The sequence below is a fragment of the Nocardioides sp. CCNWLW216 genome, assembly GCF_037120545.1.
Classification (GTDB): Bacteria; Actinomycetota; Actinomycetes; order Propionibacteriales; family Nocardioidaceae; genus Nocardioides; species Nocardioides lianchengensis.
On record NZ_JBBBBJ010000001.1, the window covers coordinates 162,932 to 177,336 of the forward strand.

The following is a 14,405-nucleotide window of genomic DNA, read 5'->3' on the forward strand; positions in this document are numbered from 1 at the left end:
TCGTCGGTCGGTTCAGTCGTCGGTCGCCGCGCGCAGGGCGCCGAGGGCGTCGCGGAGGTCCGACTCCTTCGGGATCCAGCCCCGGGCCAGCTGGTCGGCGAAGAGCGCCGTCAGCTGCGCCTCCTCGGTCGGCGTGAGGCTGATCGCCTCCGTGCGCGACCTGGCGCGCCGCCAGGCGCGGCGGGTGCTCCGCGCCCTCGAGGGCCCCAGCCCCGGCATCGGCATGATCGCCATGGGGGAACAACGGGTGGCCGAGCCCCGGGGTTACGGGCGCCCGGTCGCCGGACTAGACCGGAGGTCCGGCGCCCGGGCCGGGGTCACTCGTCGTCGCTCGCGGCGACGACCTCGTCCGGCTTGGTCACCAGCACGGTGTCGATGTAGTCGCGGGCGGTGTCGAAGATGCCGACCTCGTGACCGGCCCGCTCGGAGAGGTACCACCGGTGCACCAGCACCTCGTGGAAGAACTCCGCCGGCTCCAGCTTGCCGCGCAGGTCGGGCGGGATCATCTCGACCAGCGGCTCGTAGATCCGGGTCAGCCAGCGGTTGGCGACCAGGCTGCGGTCCTCGCGGCCCAGGTCGTGGTGGGCGGTGAACGCGGCGATGTCGTTGAGCAGCCGCCGGGCCTGGCCGTCCTCGACGTTGAGGCCGGTGAGCGCCTGCAGCTCGCGGCGGTGGTGGCCGAGCTCGACGACCTTGGGCTGGATCCGCACCTCGTCACCGTCGAAGTCGGTGACGATGTCGAGCTCGTCGACGTCGAAGCCGAGGTCGTTGAGCCGCTCGATGCGCTGCTCGATGCGCCACATCTCGTCGGCGGAGAACTCCTCGACGTCGGTCAGCTCGGCCCAGAGCGCGTCGTACCGCTCCTGGAGGAGGACCACGATCGCGTGCGCCTGCACCTCGGTGTCGAGGGAGTGGCTGGCCTGCAGGTCGAGCAGCTCGGCGAAGACGTTCTCGGTGGCGATGGTCAGGTCGTACTCGCGCATCTGCCGCGACAGGGTCGGGCGCAGCTCGCCGGTCTCGGCGTCGACGAGGTACGCCGCGAAGCCGCCCGCGTTGCGGCGGAACAGCACGTTCGAGAGCGAGACGTCACCCCAGTAGAAGTCGGCCAGGTGCAGCCGCACCAGCAGCACGACCAGCGCGTCGACCAGGGACGGCAGGGCCTCGGCGCTCATGCCGTGGGCGAAGAGGCTGCGGTAGGGCAGCGAGAACTGCAGGTGCTGGGTGAGCAGCGCCGCCGGCAGCTCCTCCCCGTCGGCGTCGACCCGGCCGGTCACGACCCCCTGCGGCACGACGGCCGGCAGGCCCATCCGCTGCAGGTCGCGCAACAGCCGGTACTCGCGGAAGGCGATCTCCTCGACGGTCTCCTTCACCGCGTAGGTGCGCTCGTGGAGCCGGACGATCCGCACGACGTGGCGCGAGAGCCCGCGCGGCAGGGGTACGACGTACCGGTCGTCCCACTCCTCCAGCGGCTGGGACCACGGGAGCGTGATGATCGCGGGATCCGGTCGGCTGGCGACGATGCGCAGCGCCATGGCGTCCACCCTAGACCCGGTCGCTCGCGGGGAAGATTGACGCTTCAACTGGTGTTGCGGAGAGCATGAAGAACATCGGGTTCCTGTCCTTCGGGCACTGGACGCCGTCGCCGCCGTCGGCGACCCGCTCGGCCTCGGACGCGCTGCTGCAGTCGATCGACCTCGCGGTCGCGGCCGAGGAGCTGGGTGTGGACGGGGCGTACTTCCGCGTCCACCACTTCGCCCGGCAGCTGGCGTCGCCGTTCCCGCTGCTCGCCGCGATCGGGGCGCGCACCAGCCGGATCGAGATCGGCACCGGCATCATCGACATGCGCTACGAGAACCCGCTCTACATGGCCGAGGACGCCGGCTCCGCCGACCTGATCTCCGGCGGGCGACTGCAGCTCGGCATCAGCCGGGGGTCACCGGAGCAGGTCATCGACGGCTACCGCTACTTCGGCTACGAGCCGGCTCCCGGCACCGATCACGCCGACATGGCGCGCGAGCACACCCGGGTCTTGCTCGAGGTGCTGAAGGGCGAGGGCTTCGCCGAGCCCAACCCCCGCCCGATGTTCCCGAACCCGCCCGGGCTGCTGCGCGTCGAGCCCCACTCCGAGGGCCTGCGCGACCGGATCTGGTGGGGCGCCGGCTCCCGCTCGACGGCCGAGTGGACCGCCGAGCAGGGCATGAACCTGATGTCCTCGACGCTGCTCACCGAGGACACCGGCGTCCCCTTCCACCAGCTGCAGGCCGAGCAGATCGCGATGTTCCACAAGGCCTGGGAGGCCGCCGGCCACGAGCGGACGCCGCGCACGTCGGTCAGCCGCAGCATCTTCCCGATCGTCGACGACCGCGACCGGATGTACTTCGGTCGCGACGGCGGCAGCCAGGACCAGGTCGGGATCATCGACGGCACCACCGCCCGCTTCGGCAAGACCTACGCCGCCGAGCCGGACCAGCTCGTCCAGCAGCTCGCCGAGGACGAGGCCATCGCCGCCGCCGACACCCTGCTGCTGACCGTGCCCAACCAGCTGGGCGTCGACTACAACGCTCACGTCCTCGAGGCGCTGCTCACCCACGTCGCGCCGGCGCTGGGCTGGCGGTGACCGCTGGTGGAGGTGCTGCGGGGCGGCCGGTGAGAGTTTCATCGGCTAGCCGATGAAACTCCCGGCGGGACGATGAACCTTCGTCGTCCAGGCGTGAGGTTCATCGGCTAGCCGATGAACCTTTGCGGCCGCCCTCACACCCGCCAGACCGACAGCCCCGGCCCGCCGGCGGCCAGCCGTACGACGCCCCGCTTCTCCTTCAGCTCACCCACCCGCCCGTCGGCGGTGGTGAGCAGCAGCGACCCGTCTCCGAAGCCCAGCGGTCCGGCGGGCAGGTCGATCGCCGGGCCGGCGGCGCGGCGCGCGGCGACCAGGACCGAGCCGGTCGGGTGCTCGCGCAGGAAGACCAGCGCGTCGTCGTCGACGTGAGCCCAGCGCAGGCCGCCGCGGCGCAGCGCCTCGTGGTCGCGGCGGGCCGCGGCGAGGGCGCCGTACGCCGTGAGGGTGGCGCGGTCCCAGGTCTCGGGGCGGTCCCAGGGCATCGGGCGGCGGGAGTCCTCGCCGAGCACGCCCTCGAGGCCGATCTCGTCGCCCGCGAAGACCATGGGGACGCCGGGCAGGGTGAACTGCAGCCCGGCGGCGACCCGGTGGAGCGGGCCGGACCCGGTGACGGTGCGGATGCGCGCGCTGTCGTGGGAGCCGAGGATGTTCCACGAGGTCGCCGCGGCCAGCCAGCCGTAGCGGGCCGACCACTCCCGCAGGGTCTGCACCACCAGCGGTCCCGGCCGCACCGGCACGGGCACCGGCCGGCCGAAGGCCCGCGCGGGGGAGGCGGGGTCGCGCAGCCACGACCAGACCGGCCACGAGAAGCCGGAGTAGTTCATCGTCCCGTGCCAGCCGTCGCCGTCGAGGTCGCCCGACGCGTCGTGGTTGTGCTCGCCGATGACCAGCGGGTCGGCCCGCTCCGCGGCCGCCGTACGACGGACCGCACGGGCGGTGTCGTGGTTGACGTCGAGCGCGCCGAGCCGGCCCGTCATGTTGGCGACGTCGATGCGCCACCCGTCCACGTCGTACGGCGGCCGCAGCCAGCGGGCCACCACCGAGTCCGGCCCCTCGACCATCGCGGCCCGCAGCGAGGCGTCGGCCAGGTTGAGCTTGGGCAGCGTGCCGTGGCCCATCCAGCACTCGTAGCTGCCGTCGTGGTTGAAGTAGTACCAGCCCCGGGTCGGCGAGGCCGGGTCCGAGGAGGCCCGGGCGAACCACTCGTGGGTGTCGCCGGTGTGGTTGGTGGTCAGGTCGCCGAGCAGCCGCCAGCCGCGCTCGTGCACGGCGGTGCTGAGCCGCGCGAAGGCCTCGTCGCCGCCCAGCAGCGGGTCGACACGCAGGAAGGTGGACGCGTTGTAGCGGTGGTTGCTCTCGCCCGGGAAGACCGGCGTCGTGTAGAGGATCGTCGCGCCCGCCTCGGCGACGTGGTCGAGGTGCTCGACGACGCCGTCGAGGTCGCCGCCGAAGTACTGCAGCGGCGTGCGCGGGTCACTGCCCTCGAAGACCACCTCGTCGTCCCAGTCCGCGGGGACCGCCCAGTCGGGCGTGGGTCGGTCGGCCGCCGCGGCCGAACGGGCGAAGCGGTCGGGGAACACCTGGTAGACCACGCCGTCGCGGCCCCAGTCCGGCGCCGGCTCGTGCACGGTCACGCGGAAGTCGAAGGTGTCCGGACCGTCGTGGTCGACCACGCCGGCGGCGGTCAGCCAGCGCTGGTCGCCGGCGGCGTCGGCGAGCAGGAAGCGGTAGTGGGTGACCGGGTTGTGCACCGGCAGGTCGCCCTCCCACCAGGTCGTGTGCTCGTCGCGCTCGACCACGGCGCAGGCGTGGAAGGTCGGCTCGGCGTCGTACGTCGTCCGGATCCAGACCGACTCGACCGGGTCGCCGGACCAGGTGCGCAGCCGCACCTTCACCGGCCAGCCGAGCGCCGGCGTCTCGTCGGAGAGGTACGTCGGGGAGCCGTCGTGGTGGGGCTCGTGCAGCAGGTGGGTCATCGGGATCCTCCTCGAGGGTCGAGCCAGACGGCGCCGGTGCCGTACGCCGCGGCCTCGTCGCCGGGGTTGGTCAGGGCACAGCTCTTCATGCTCAGGCAGCCGCAGCCGATGCAACCGTCGAGCCGGTCGCGCAGCAGCTCGATGCGCCGGATCTGCTCGTCGAGGCGCGGGCGCCAGGACTTGCTGAGCCGGTGCCAGTCGGACTTCGTCGGGGTGCGGTTGTCGGGCAGCGTCGCGAGCGCCTCGGCGATCTCCTCGAGGGTGAGCCCGATCCGCTGGGCGGTGCGGATGAAGCCGATCCGGCGCAGGGTGTGCTGCTCGTAGCGCCGTTGGTTGCCGGCCGTGCGCACCGAGTGGATCAGCCCGCGCGATTCGTAGAACCGGATCGCCGAGGTCGCCACCCCGGCCCGCTCGGCCAGGTGTCCGATCGTCAGCTGGGTCACCCACCCAGCCTTGCGGAGGTTCAAGCCTGCTTCAAGTTGACCTTGCGCACGCTCTCCTGGGCGAGGGCGACCACGAGGACGCCGAGCGGTGGGACGAAGAGCAGCCCGCGGAGCGTGTCGTCGCCGTCCAGGATGGGGCCGGAGACCAGCAGACCCAGGTAGAGCGCGCAGAGGACGAGACTCACCAGCATCGCGGTGGTGGGGACCGGCCGCGGTCGCAGCAGCCGCAGGCAGTTGCGCAGGGCCAGCAGTCCGAAGAAGCCGCCGAAGACGAGGGCGAACGCGAGCGCTCCCGGCGAACCGCGGAACTCGTCCAAGACGGGGATGGCGATCGTGGACTGGAGGACGATGAGGAACGGCGTCCCGATGTCCGCGCGCTCCTCGGGGCGCAGCCACCACGCGAGTCCGAAGGTCACGCGGACATCGTCGTACAGATCGTCGTCCCACGCTGCTAGAACGAGTTCTAGTTCTGCGCTAGCGTCCGGCCATGACCAGCACCCCGAGCGAGAACCAGCGCGTCGTCGTCGTCACCGGCGCCGCCTCCGGCGTCGGCCACGCGACCGCCACGATGTTCCGCGACGCCGGCGACGTCGTGTTCGCCCTCGACGTGAACCCGACCGTCCCTGACGGCGTCACCTACGTCGAGACCAACGTGGCCAGCAAGGCGTCCGTGGACGCGGCGATCGCGGTCTGCGCCCAGTACGGCCGCATCGACGTGCTCGCCAACGTGGCCGGGATCGTCCAGTTCGGGCGCTTCGAGCAGATCGACGAGGCCGAGTACGACCGGGTGCTGGCGGTGAACCTGAAGGGCCCGTTCCTGCTGACCCAGGCGGCGCTGCCCCACCTGAAGGCGGCCAAGGGCTGTGTCGTGAACGTGTCGTCGGTCGCGGGCCGGGTCCCGCAGCCGTACGCCGCGGCGTACGGCGCCTCGAAGGGCGGGCTGACCCAGCTCACCAAGAACCTCGCGCTCGAGCTGGTGCCGACCGGGGTCCGGGTGAACGCGATCTGCCCGGGCACCATCGACACCCCGATGGTCTCGAAGGTCGCGGAGTCCTACCCGACCGACCTCGAGCCACGGATCTCCGAGCGGCTGTTCATGCAGATGCCCGGCGCGATCCCGCCCGGCGACATCGCGGCGGCGATCGGCTACCTCGCCTCGCCTGCGGCCGCGTACGTCACCGGCACGGTGCTGGCCATCGACGGGCTGATGAGCTGAGCATGGCCGGCGTCGGGAGGGTCCTGGAGGGGCGCGTCGCGATCGTCACCGGCGCGGCCCGCGGCGTCGGCGCCGGCATCGCCCGGGCGTTCGCCAAGGAGGGCGCGCACGTCGCGGTCGTCGACCTCGACGCCGAGGGTGCGGAGCGCGTGGTCACCGAGCTGTCGTCGTACGGCGCGGCCGCGCCGTACGTCTGCGACATCCGCGACTCCACCCAGGTGGACGCCTGCGTGGCGGCCGTCGTGGAGCGGTTCGGCTCGGTCGACGTGCTGGTCAACAACGCCATCGACGCGACCTCCGGGCGCTTCGAGGACACCACGGATGACGAGCTGGACCGGGTCCTCGACACCGGTCCGAAGGCGACCCTCTACTTCATGCGCGCCTGCTTCCCGCACCTGCGCGACTCCGCCGGCGGCGGTCGGGTGATCAACCTGCGCTCCGGCTCCGAGCCGCAGGGGATGGCCGGCTTCGGCGCGTACGTCGCCTCGAAGGCCGCCGTCGGCGGGCTCACCCGGGTCGCCGCCCGCGAGTGGGGCCGGCACGGCATCACGGTCAACAATCTGGCGCCCTTCGTGCTCAGCGACGGCGCCCGGTCCTACTTCGACGAGCGCCCCGAGGAGCTGGAGAAGATCGTGCTGAAGTCGCTCTCCGTCCCGCGCCTCGGCGACGCCGAGTCCGACGTCGGTCGGGCCGCGGTCTACCTCGCCGGCCCCGACTCGTCGTACGTCACGGGGGTGACGCTGAGCGTCGACGGCGGTGGGAGCTTCTTCAGCTGAGGTGGTCGGTGGCCGGGCTGTCGCCCGGGAAGGCTGGCGCGCCAGCGTGCAGGGGGCGAGAAGGTGACGCGCTGGCGCCCGGGGGAGGCCGGTCCAGCTGTGCTGGGCCGTCAGTTCTTCGCCCCCTCGGCTGCGGCACGGGCGAGCCCCGGCCACTAGCATGAGCGGCCGGCCCCGCGGGGCCGCGCCGGTGTAGCTCAGTAGGTAGAGCGCCTCTCTTGTAAAGAGGATGTCGCGGGTTCGACTCCTGTCACCGGCTCCACGGAGGGGTTCTCGGCCCTTCCTGGACGTTCTGGGCCGATGTTCTGCCCGGGAACGTCCTCCTTCCCCGGCGGTCCGGGCAAGGAGGACGACCGGCTCAGCGCAGCTGTCGCGCCGTGAACGTTGCCGGTGGGTCGGCGATGGCGTCCTGGGCGGCGATCAGCTGGATCTCGCGGGTGCCGGCGGCGATGGTCGCCTCGAGGATCGCGAAGACCGACGACGTGGTCCGCTCCAGGGCGGTGGCGGGGGAGCCCGTCGTGCGCAGGTGGGCGAGGTAGAGCGCGGCGGTGACGTCGCCGCAGCCGTTGGGGCTGATCGGGAGCAGGGGGGTCGTGACGACCCAGGCGCCGGCGTCGGAGACGGCGACGACGTCGAGGTGGTCGGCCACCCCCTCGGTGGTCAGGACGCTGGTCACCAGCACGTCCCGCGGCCCGCGGTCCCGTACGGCGTCCACCGCGTCCAGGACCTCGTCGAGCGTGGTGGTCGTGCGGCCGGCCAGGAAGTCGAGCTCGAAGTGGTTCGGCGTCACGATGTCGGCCTGCGGGACGACCGTGTCCCGCATGAACTCGGGGATCCCGGGGCGCACGAACATGCCGCGGCCGACGTCGCCCATCACCGGGTCGCAGCAGTAGACGGCCGACGGGTTGAGCGCCTTCACGCGGGCGACCGCGTCCAGGATCACCGCCCCGACCGCCGGGTCGCCCTGGTAGCCGGACAGCACCGCGTCGGCCTGGCCGAGGACGCCCCGGTCGTCGATGCCGGCGATCACGTCGGCGACGTCGGCGGGCGCGAGGAGCGGGCCGCGCCAGGCGCCGTACCCGGTGTGGTTGGAGAAGTGGACGGTCAGGACCGGCCAGACCTCGTGGCCGATCCGCTGCAGCGGGAAGGTGGCGGCGGAGTTGCCGACGTGGCCGTAGGCCACCGAGGACTGGATGGACAGGATCTGCACGGCCCCATCATGGACCCCGACAGAACTAGAACAGGTTGCAGTTGATGTCGTAGGGTGAGCGCTGACACATTCCCGGAGTATGTGAACGCCGAGGTTGAGACATGGCCAAGACCCCCTACCGCAGCGAAGCCGACTACGTGGTCGTCGGATCCGGGAGCTCCGGCGCCGCGATCGCCGGCCGCCTGGCCGAGTCGGGGGCGAGCGTCATCGTCCTCGAGGCGGGCAAGAGCGACGATCAGTTCCTGGTGAAGAAGCCCGGGATGATCGGGCCGATGCACGCGGTCCCCGAGATCAAGAAGCGGGTCGACTGGGGCTACTACTCCACCCCGCAGAAGCACCTCCTCGACCGCAAGATGCCGGTCCCGCGCGGCAAGGTCGTCGGCGGGTCGAGCTCGATCAACGGCATGGTCTACGTGCGCGGCAACCGGGCCAACTTCGACTCCTGGGCCGCCGAGGGCAACGCCGGCTGGGACGCCGACACCGTCAACGCGGCCTACAAGCGGATGGAGGACTTCGAGGACGGCGAGAACGCCTTCCGCGGCGCCGGCGGGCCGATCCGGGTCACCCGCAACGCCACCCCGCAGGAGGGCACGCTCCAGTTCATCCAGGCCGCCTCCGACACCCTCGGGGTCAAGGTGCTCGACGACTACAACGGCGAGTCGCAGGAGGGCGTCAGCCGGATGCAGCAGAACGCGGCGGAGGGCCTGCGCTACAGCGCCTCGCGCGGCTACATCCACCACCTCGCGCCGCCGACCCTGCAGCTGCAGTCGGAGGTGCTGGTCCGCAAGGTGGTGCTGCAGAACGGCCGCGCGACCGGGGTCGAGGTCACGGACAAGGACGGCTCGCAGCGCACCATCCGCGCCGGCAAGGAGGTCATCCTCTCGGCGGGGTTCATCGGCTCGGCCCAGATCTTGATGCTCTCGGGGATCGGCCACGCTCAGCACCTCAAGGACCACGGCATCGACGTCGTCGCGGACCTCCCGGTCGGCGACAACCTGCACGACCACATGTTCCACGCGATGACCTTCCATACGACGACCTCGAAGATGCGCGGCAATGCCTTCTTCTTCGCCAAGGGGATCGCCAAGGAGGTCCTCCGGCCCGGTACGACGTTCCTGGCCAACTCGGTCTTCGAGGCCGTCGGCTTCGTCCGGACCTCCCAGGCGACCGACGTACCCGACCTGCAGCTGCACCTGCTGCCCTGGTCGTACGTCTCGCCGAACCAGGACGCACCGATCCGCCACGACGTCGACCCGCGGCCGTCGCTCACGGTGCTGACGACGCTCATCTACCCGCGCAGCCGGGGCACCCTGCGGCTCGCGTCGTCGGACCCGACGGCGGCGCCGCTGATCGACTTCCAGTACCTCGCCGACCCGGCCGACGTCGAGCTGCTCGGCGAGGGCTCGGAGATGGTCCGCGAGATCATGGCCGGCGGGGCCTTCGGCGGCGCGGTCAAGGAGGAGATCCACCCCGGCACCAACCTCAAGGGCCAGGCGCTCCGCGACGCGATCCTCAATCGCGCGACGTCGGTCTACCACGGGGTCGGCACCTGCCGGATGGGCGTCGACGAGCTCGCGGTCGTCGGGCCGGACCTGAAGGTCCGCGGCATCGAGGGCCTGCGGGTCTGCGACGCCTCGATCATGCCGTCGATCACCGGCGGCAACACGAACGCGCCGGCGATCATGATCGGCGAGCGCGGCGCGGACCTGGTCCTGGGGCGGGGCTGAGTCATGACCCTCACCCCGCAGCGGATCGCCCGCCCCGCGTCGGTCACCGACGCCTTCCTGCAGCGCCTGGTCGCGCGGGTGCCGTCGACCGGCGGCGGCACCTGGAAGCTGACCGAGGTCTACACCGGCGAGGTGCTGGTCGAGCTCCCGCAGTCGACGCCGGCCGACATCGAGCGGGCCTTCGCCGCGGCCCGCACCGCCCAGCAGGAGTGGGCCGCCTGGCCGCTGGCCAAGCGGCTGAAGGTCTTCAAGAGGGCGCACACCCTCTTCGTCGACAACGCCGCGAAGACCGCCGACCTGATCCAGGTCGAGAGCGGCAAGAACCGGCGGATGGCGATCGAGGAGACCTGCGACCCGCCGATGGTGATGAGCCACTACCTCAAGCGGGCGCCCAAGCTGCTCGCCCCGGTGAAACGCGGCGGCCCGGTGCCGTTCCTGACGACCTCGACGGAGATCCGCCAGCCCAAGGGCGTCGTCGGCATCATCGCGCCCTGGAACTTCCCCTTCGCCACCGGCATCTCGGATGCCGTCTCGGCGCTGATGGCCGGCAACGCGATCGTCCTCAAGCCCGACAACAAGACCGCGCTGTCGCCGCTGTGGGGCATCTCGATGCTGGAGGAGGCGGGCCTGCCGAAGGGCCTGTTCCAGGTCGTCTGCGGGGAGGGGCCCGACGTCGGGCCGACCCTGATCGACAACGCCAACTACGTGATGTTCACCGGGTCCACGAACACCGGGCGGGTGATCGGCGAGCGCGCCGGACGCAACCTGATCGGCTGCTGCCTCGAGCTCGGCGGCAAGAACCCGATGATCGTCCTCGAGGACGCCGACCTGGACGAGGCCGTGCAGGGCGCGGTCTTCGGGGTGTTCGGCAACACCGGCCAGATCTGCATGCACATCGAGCGGATCTACCTGCCCGAGTCGCGCTACGACGAGTTCAAGACCCGCTTCGTGGCGGCTGCGGAGAGGCTGCGGGTCGGGGCGTCGTACGACTTCGGGCCCGAGATGGGCTCGCTGGTCTCGCCCGACCACAAGGATCGCGTCCAGGCCCACGTCGACGACGCGGTCGCCAAGGGGGCGACCGTGGTGACCGGTGGGAAGGCCCGTCCCGACCTCGGGCCCGCGTTCTTCGAGCCGACCATCCTCGAGGGGGTCACGAAGGACATGCTCTGCGGCGTCACCGAGACCTTCGGGCCGGTGGTCGCGCTGCACCGCTACCGCACCGTCGACGAGGCTGTCGCGCTGGCCAACGACACCGACTACGGCCTCAACGCCTCCGTGTGGGGTGGTGACGTCGAGGCCGCCGGCGCCGTCGCGCGCCGCATCGAGTCCGGCAACGTCAACGTCAACGACATCCTGGCCACCGCCTTCGCCTCCAAGGGCACGCCGTCCGGCGGGGTGAAGCAGTCCGGCGTCGGTGCCCGGCACGGCGACTACGGCCTGCTGAAGTACACCGACGTCCAGAACCTCGCGGTGCTGAAGAAGCAGGTGATGGGCGCCCGGCCCGGCCAGGACTACGACGCCTACGTGAAGTCGATGCTGTCCGGGCTGAAGATGATGCGGAAGACCCGGATGCGCTGAGCCGCCGGATCGACGTGCGCGTACGCCGCCGCCCCATGGCGACGGCGTCCGCGTCCGGTGTGCCGTTCACATCGGACGCGGGGCGTCGTACCTGAGTGGGTCGGACTCGATCCGCGACACGAGGGATCTCGACGCGCCCGTCGCTTGCTCAGGCAACCTGCAGCGACCGCTTCGAGAGGCCCATCCAGAACCCGTCGATGATCTGCTCGGCAGGGGTGCTGGGGTCGACGGAGGCGCCGAGGGTGACGAAGAGCGGCGTGTAGTGCTCGACCGTGGGGTGGGCGTAGGGCATGCCGGGCGCCAGCTCTCGGAAGTTGGCGAGGGCGTCGACGTCGCCGCGGCCGATCGCCTCCGACGCCCAGTGGTCGAACTCGGTCGACCAGCCCGGCGCGGGCGCGTCGATGCGGAACTCGCGCAGGTAGCGCAGGCCGTGGGTGAGGAAGCCCGAGCCGATGATCAGCACGCCCTCGTCGCGCAGCGGCCGGAGCCGTCGGCCGATCTCGAGCAGGGTGCCGGGGTCCTCGGTGGGCAGCGACATCTGCAGGACGGGTACGTCGGCCGCCGGGTACATGATCGTCAGCGGCACCCACGCGCCGTGGTCCAGGCCGCGGGTCGCGTGCTGGTGGACCGGCTGGGTGGCCGGCATCAGAGCCGCCACCTTGCGCGCGAGGTCGGAGGCGTCCGGGGTGCGGTAGGTCATCTCGTAGTACTTCGGGTCGAAGCCGCCGAAGTCGTAGACGAGCGGCGCCCCGCTGGCGCTCAGGCTGATCGGCGCCGACTCCCAGTGCGCGCTGACGATCAGGATCGCCGTCGGCCGGGGGAGGTCCGCCGACAGCTCGGCGAGCTGCCCGGACCAGAGGGTGTCGTCGAGGAGCGGGGGAGCTCCGTGCCCGATGTAGAGCGCGGGCATGCGGGTGTCGACAGCGGCCATGACTCCTCCAATGGTTTCACTTTCAACTTTATTCCCTCGGAGGTCGGTCTGTCAGGGCTTCGGCTCCGCCCACGAGCTCCGGCCGTCGCCGGTGATCGGCAGCGTCGGGCCCCCGGTGACGTCGGGACGGATCGTCGCCTCGCCGAAGCCGCGCACCCGCGCGAGCACCTCTCGCGCCCGGACCCGCAGCCGCCCGGCGCTGTCGACCGCGAGGCCGTGGACGTCGAGCCCGGCGGCCCGACCGAGATCGACCGCGCGGGCGACGTGGAAGGCCTGGGTCACCACGACGGCCGAGTCGACCTCGAAGACCAGACGCGCGCGGCGCATGGTGTACCAGGTGTTGAAGCCGGCGTAGTCGGTGAACACGTCCTCGGGAGGTACGCCGGCCGCGAGCACGGCGTCGCGCATGGTGTCGGGCTCGTTGTAGGCGCGGGTGCCGTTGTCGCCGGAGAGCAGGATCTTGTCGACCGTGCCGGCGTCGTGCAGCGCGACCGCCGCGTCGACCCGGGCCTGCACGATCGTCCCGAGGGTGCCGTCGGGGCGCACCATCGAGCCCGGCACGATCGCCACCTGGGCGTGGGGGACGTCGGCGGGGTCGGTCAGCACGAGGTCGTCGGTGCGGGCGAGCACGACCGCGTTCGCCGTGCCGACGAGGGCGCCGGCCAGGACCACCAGGACGCCCGCGACGACCGCGAGGCGGCGGCGCCGGCTCACGCGGGCACCTGCCAGTCGACCGGCTCGCCGCCCTGCTCGACCAGCAGGGCGTTGACCCGGCTGAAGGGCCGCGAACCGAAGAAGCCCCGGCTGGCGGAGAGCGGGGACGGGTGCACCGACTCGACGTACGGCGTGCTGCCGAGCATCGGCTTGAGGCTCTGGGCGTCGCGGCCCCAGAGGATCGCGGCGAGCGGACCGCCCCGCGCCACCAGGGCCTCGATGGCCCGCTGGGTCACCTGCTCCCAGCCCTTGCCGCGGTGCGACGCCGAGGCGCCGGGCTGCACCGTGAGGACCCGGTTGAGCAGCATCACGCCGGCGTCGGCCCACGCGGTCAGATCGCCGTGGGCGGGCATCTCGAGGTTCAGGTCGTCGCCGAGCTCGGTGTAGATGTTGGCCAGGCTCCGGGGGATCGGCCGCACGTGCGCCTCGACCGCGAAGCTCAGGCCGATCGGGTGGCCGGGCGTCGGGTAGGGGTCCTGGCCCACGATCAGCACCCGCACGTCCGCGAGCGGGCGGCGGAACGCGCGGAAGACGTTCTCGCCGGACGGCAGGTAGGGCCGGTGCGCTGCGATCTCCTCGCGCAGGAACCGTCCCATCGCGGCGATCTGCTCGTCCACCGGCGCCAGGGCCTCGGCCCAGTCCGGCGCCATCAGACCCTGGTCGACCAGTCCCGCGAGTGCGCTCACGCGCCTACCGTAGAGGGGGCTCAGGCGAAGATCATGCAGGACGACGTCGCGTGCGCGACCAGCTTGCCGCGGCCGTCGAACAGCTGCGCCTCCGCCAGTGCCGTACGACGCCCGCGCTGGATGACCCGGCCGACCGCGCGCAGCCGCCCGGAGTCGACCGTCGCGGGCCGCAGGAACTTCACCGTCAGGTCGAGCGAGGTGTAGCCCTCGCCGGGGCCGAGCGTGGAGTGGACCGAGCAGCCCGCGGCGGTGTCGAGCAGGGTCGAGATGACCCCGCCGTGGACCGTGCCGAGCGGGTTGTAGTGGCGGTGCTCGGGGTCGAGCTCGACCGAGATGGAGCCGTGCTCGCCGTCGAAGTTCACCATCCCGAGCGTCTCGGCGATCGGGGCCGCCGGCAGCAGGCCGTCGCGCATCGCCATCAGCACCTCCAGGCCGCTCATCGCGGCGAGGTCGAGCTCGGGTGCCGGAGTCTGGGTCTCGGTCATGGACCCAGGGAAGCGCACGCGCGCTGGGTCTGTCAACGAGACTCAG

At 71.8% G+C, this 14,405-nt stretch carries 15 protein-coding genes and 1 tRNA gene; 6 read left to right on the forward strand and 10 right to left on the reverse strand.

Features of this window, described 5'->3' with window-relative positions; all coding sequences use genetic code 11:
* Nucleotides 1–12: 12 nt before the first annotated feature.
* Both V7S47_RS00705 and V7S47_RS00710 read right to left on the reverse strand, forming a co-directional pair.
* The gene (locus V7S47_RS00705; RefSeq protein ID WP_336559822.1) at nt 13–234 is read right to left on the reverse strand and encodes a hypothetical protein; all 222 of its coding nucleotides are present in this window, start codon (nt 232–234) and stop codon (nt 13–15) included.
* 83 nt (nt 235–317) lie between these two features.
* Entirely contained in the window at nt 318–1,532 is a 1,215-nt protein-coding gene (locus V7S47_RS00710) for a DUF4032 domain-containing protein (RefSeq protein WP_336559823.1), read from the reverse strand.
* A gap of 65 nt (nt 1,533–1,597) precedes the next feature.
* On the opposite strand from V7S47_RS00710, the gene V7S47_RS00715 reads away from it, so the two are divergent.
* Nucleotides 1,598–2,617: an LLM class flavin-dependent oxidoreductase gene (locus V7S47_RS00715; protein ID WP_336559824.1), complete on the forward strand. Its 1,020-nt coding sequence runs from the start codon at nt 1,598–1,600 to the stop codon at nt 2,615–2,617.
* 134 nt (nt 2,618–2,751) lie between these two features.
* Here V7S47_RS00715 and V7S47_RS00720 read toward each other — a convergent pair whose 3' ends face one another.
* Genes V7S47_RS00720 through V7S47_RS00730 form a run of 3 tightly spaced genes read right to left on the reverse strand, consistent with a single transcriptional unit; the run spans nt 2,752 to nt 5,452 of the window.
* Complete coding sequence (locus V7S47_RS00720; RefSeq protein WP_336559825.1) at nt 2,752–4,593, reverse strand: glycoside hydrolase family 13 protein; 1,842 nt, start codon at nt 4,591–4,593, stop codon at nt 2,752–2,754.
* Complete coding sequence (gene soxR, locus V7S47_RS00725; RefSeq protein ID WP_336559826.1) at nt 4,590–5,036, reverse strand: redox-sensitive transcriptional activator SoxR; 447 nt, start codon at nt 5,034–5,036, stop codon at nt 4,590–4,592. Before soxR ends, V7S47_RS00720 begins: the two co-directional genes overlap by 4 nt.
* A 20-nt stretch (nt 5,037–5,056) precedes the next feature.
* Complete coding sequence (locus V7S47_RS00730) at nt 5,057–5,452, reverse strand: hypothetical protein (RefSeq protein ID WP_336559827.1); 396 nt, start codon at nt 5,450–5,452, stop codon at nt 5,057–5,059.
* Nucleotides 5,453–5,523: 71 nt separating this feature from the next.
* On the opposite strand from V7S47_RS00730, the gene V7S47_RS00735 reads away from it, so the two are divergent.
* The 3 genes from V7S47_RS00735 to V7S47_RS00745 all read left to right on the forward strand — a co-directional run bounded on the left by V7S47_RS00735 (nt 5,524) and on the right by V7S47_RS00745 (nt 7,290).
* Nucleotides 5,524–6,252, forward strand: a complete 729-nt coding sequence (locus V7S47_RS00735; protein ID WP_336559828.1) for an SDR family NAD(P)-dependent oxidoreductase — start codon at nt 5,524–5,526, stop codon at nt 6,250–6,252.
* Nucleotides 6,253–6,254: 2 nt separating this feature from the next.
* The gene (locus V7S47_RS00740; RefSeq protein WP_336559829.1) at nt 6,255–7,028 is read left to right on the forward strand and encodes an SDR family NAD(P)-dependent oxidoreductase; all 774 of its coding nucleotides are present in this window, start codon (nt 6,255–6,257) and stop codon (nt 7,026–7,028) included.
* A gap of 186 nt (nt 7,029–7,214) precedes the next feature.
* A tRNA-Thr gene (locus tag V7S47_RS00745) sits at nt 7,215–7,290 on the forward strand.
* A 96-nt stretch (nt 7,291–7,386) separates the two neighbouring features.
* On the opposite strand, the gene pdxY is transcribed toward V7S47_RS00745, so the two are convergent.
* Entirely contained in the window at nt 7,387–8,238 is an 852-nt protein-coding gene (pdxY, locus tag V7S47_RS00750; RefSeq protein ID WP_336559830.1) for a pyridoxal kinase PdxY, read from the reverse strand.
* Between the two features lie 101 nt (nt 8,239–8,339).
* Between pdxY and V7S47_RS00755 the strand changes: the two genes are divergently transcribed.
* Nucleotides 8,340–9,965: a GMC family oxidoreductase gene (locus V7S47_RS00755; RefSeq protein ID WP_336559831.1), complete on the forward strand. Its 1,626-nt coding sequence runs from the start codon at nt 8,340–8,342 to the stop codon at nt 9,963–9,965.
* 3 nt (nt 9,966–9,968) lie between these two features.
* Nucleotides 9,969–11,543 carry a succinic semialdehyde dehydrogenase gene (locus V7S47_RS00760; RefSeq protein ID WP_336559832.1) on the forward strand — a complete coding sequence of 525 codons (1,575 nt, stop codon included), beginning with the start codon at nt 9,969–9,971 and terminating at the stop codon, nt 11,541–11,543.
* A gap of 148 nt (nt 11,544–11,691) precedes the next feature.
* On the opposite strand, the gene V7S47_RS00765 is transcribed toward V7S47_RS00760, so the two are convergent.
* The 4 genes from V7S47_RS00765 to V7S47_RS00780 are packed head-to-tail and all read right to left on the reverse strand — an operon-like array spanning nt 11,692 to nt 14,359.
* On the reverse strand, nt 11,692–12,474 hold the full coding sequence (locus V7S47_RS00765) for a dioxygenase family protein (RefSeq protein ID WP_336559833.1): 783 nt from the start codon (nt 12,472–12,474) through the stop codon (nt 11,692–11,694).
* A 51-nt stretch (nt 12,475–12,525) separates the two neighbouring features.
* Complete coding sequence (locus V7S47_RS00770; RefSeq protein ID WP_336559834.1) at nt 12,526–13,188, reverse strand: SanA/YdcF family protein; 663 nt, start codon at nt 13,186–13,188, stop codon at nt 12,526–12,528.
* Entirely contained in the window at nt 13,185–13,838 is a 654-nt protein-coding gene (locus tag V7S47_RS00775; RefSeq protein ID WP_336560426.1) for a uracil-DNA glycosylase, read from the reverse strand. Before V7S47_RS00775 ends, V7S47_RS00770 begins: the two co-directional genes overlap by 4 nt.
* Before the next feature lie 56 nt (nt 13,839–13,894).
* Entirely contained in the window at nt 13,895–14,359 is a 465-nt protein-coding gene (locus tag V7S47_RS00780) for a PaaI family thioesterase (RefSeq protein WP_336559835.1), read from the reverse strand.
* Nucleotides 14,360–14,405: the final 46 nt, after the last annotated feature.

Excerpts from the sequence above, each read along its gene's own strand:
- V7S47_RS00705 (WP_336559822.1), bottom strand. The coding sequence starts at position 234 with ATGGCGATCATGCCGATGCCGGGGCTGGGGCCCTCGAGGGCGCGGAGC.
- V7S47_RS00715 (WP_336559824.1), top strand. The coding sequence starts at position 1,598 with ATGAAGAACATCGGGTTCCTGTCCTTCGGGCACTGGACGCCGTCGCCG.
- V7S47_RS00740 (WP_336559829.1), top strand. The coding sequence starts at position 6,255 with ATGGCCGGCGTCGGGAGGGTCCTGGAGGGGCGCGTCGCGATCGTCACC.
- V7S47_RS00760 (WP_336559832.1), top strand. The coding sequence starts at position 9,969 with ATGACCCTCACCCCGCAGCGGATCGCCCGCCCCGCGTCGGTCACCGAC.
- V7S47_RS00780 (WP_336559835.1), bottom strand. The coding sequence starts at position 14,359 with ATGACCGAGACCCAGACTCCGGCACCCGAGCTCGACCTCGCCGCGATG.
- V7S47_RS00720 (WP_336559825.1), bottom strand. The coding sequence starts at position 4,593 with ATGACCCACCTGCTGCACGAGCCCCACCACGACGGCTCCCCGACGTAC.
- V7S47_RS00710 (WP_336559823.1), bottom strand. The coding sequence starts at position 1,532 with ATGGCGCTGCGCATCGTCGCCAGCCGACCGGATCCCGCGATCATCACG.
- V7S47_RS00775 (WP_336560426.1), bottom strand. The coding sequence starts at position 13,838 with ATGGCGCCGGACTGGGCCGAGGCCCTGGCGCCGGTGGACGAGCAGATC.
- V7S47_RS00735 (WP_336559828.1), top strand. The coding sequence starts at position 5,524 with ATGACCAGCACCCCGAGCGAGAACCAGCGCGTCGTCGTCGTCACCGGC.
- V7S47_RS00765 (WP_336559833.1), bottom strand. The coding sequence starts at position 12,474 with ATGGCCGCTGTCGACACCCGCATGCCCGCGCTCTACATCGGGCACGGA.
- V7S47_RS00755 (WP_336559831.1), top strand. The coding sequence starts at position 8,340 with ATGGCCAAGACCCCCTACCGCAGCGAAGCCGACTACGTGGTCGTCGGA.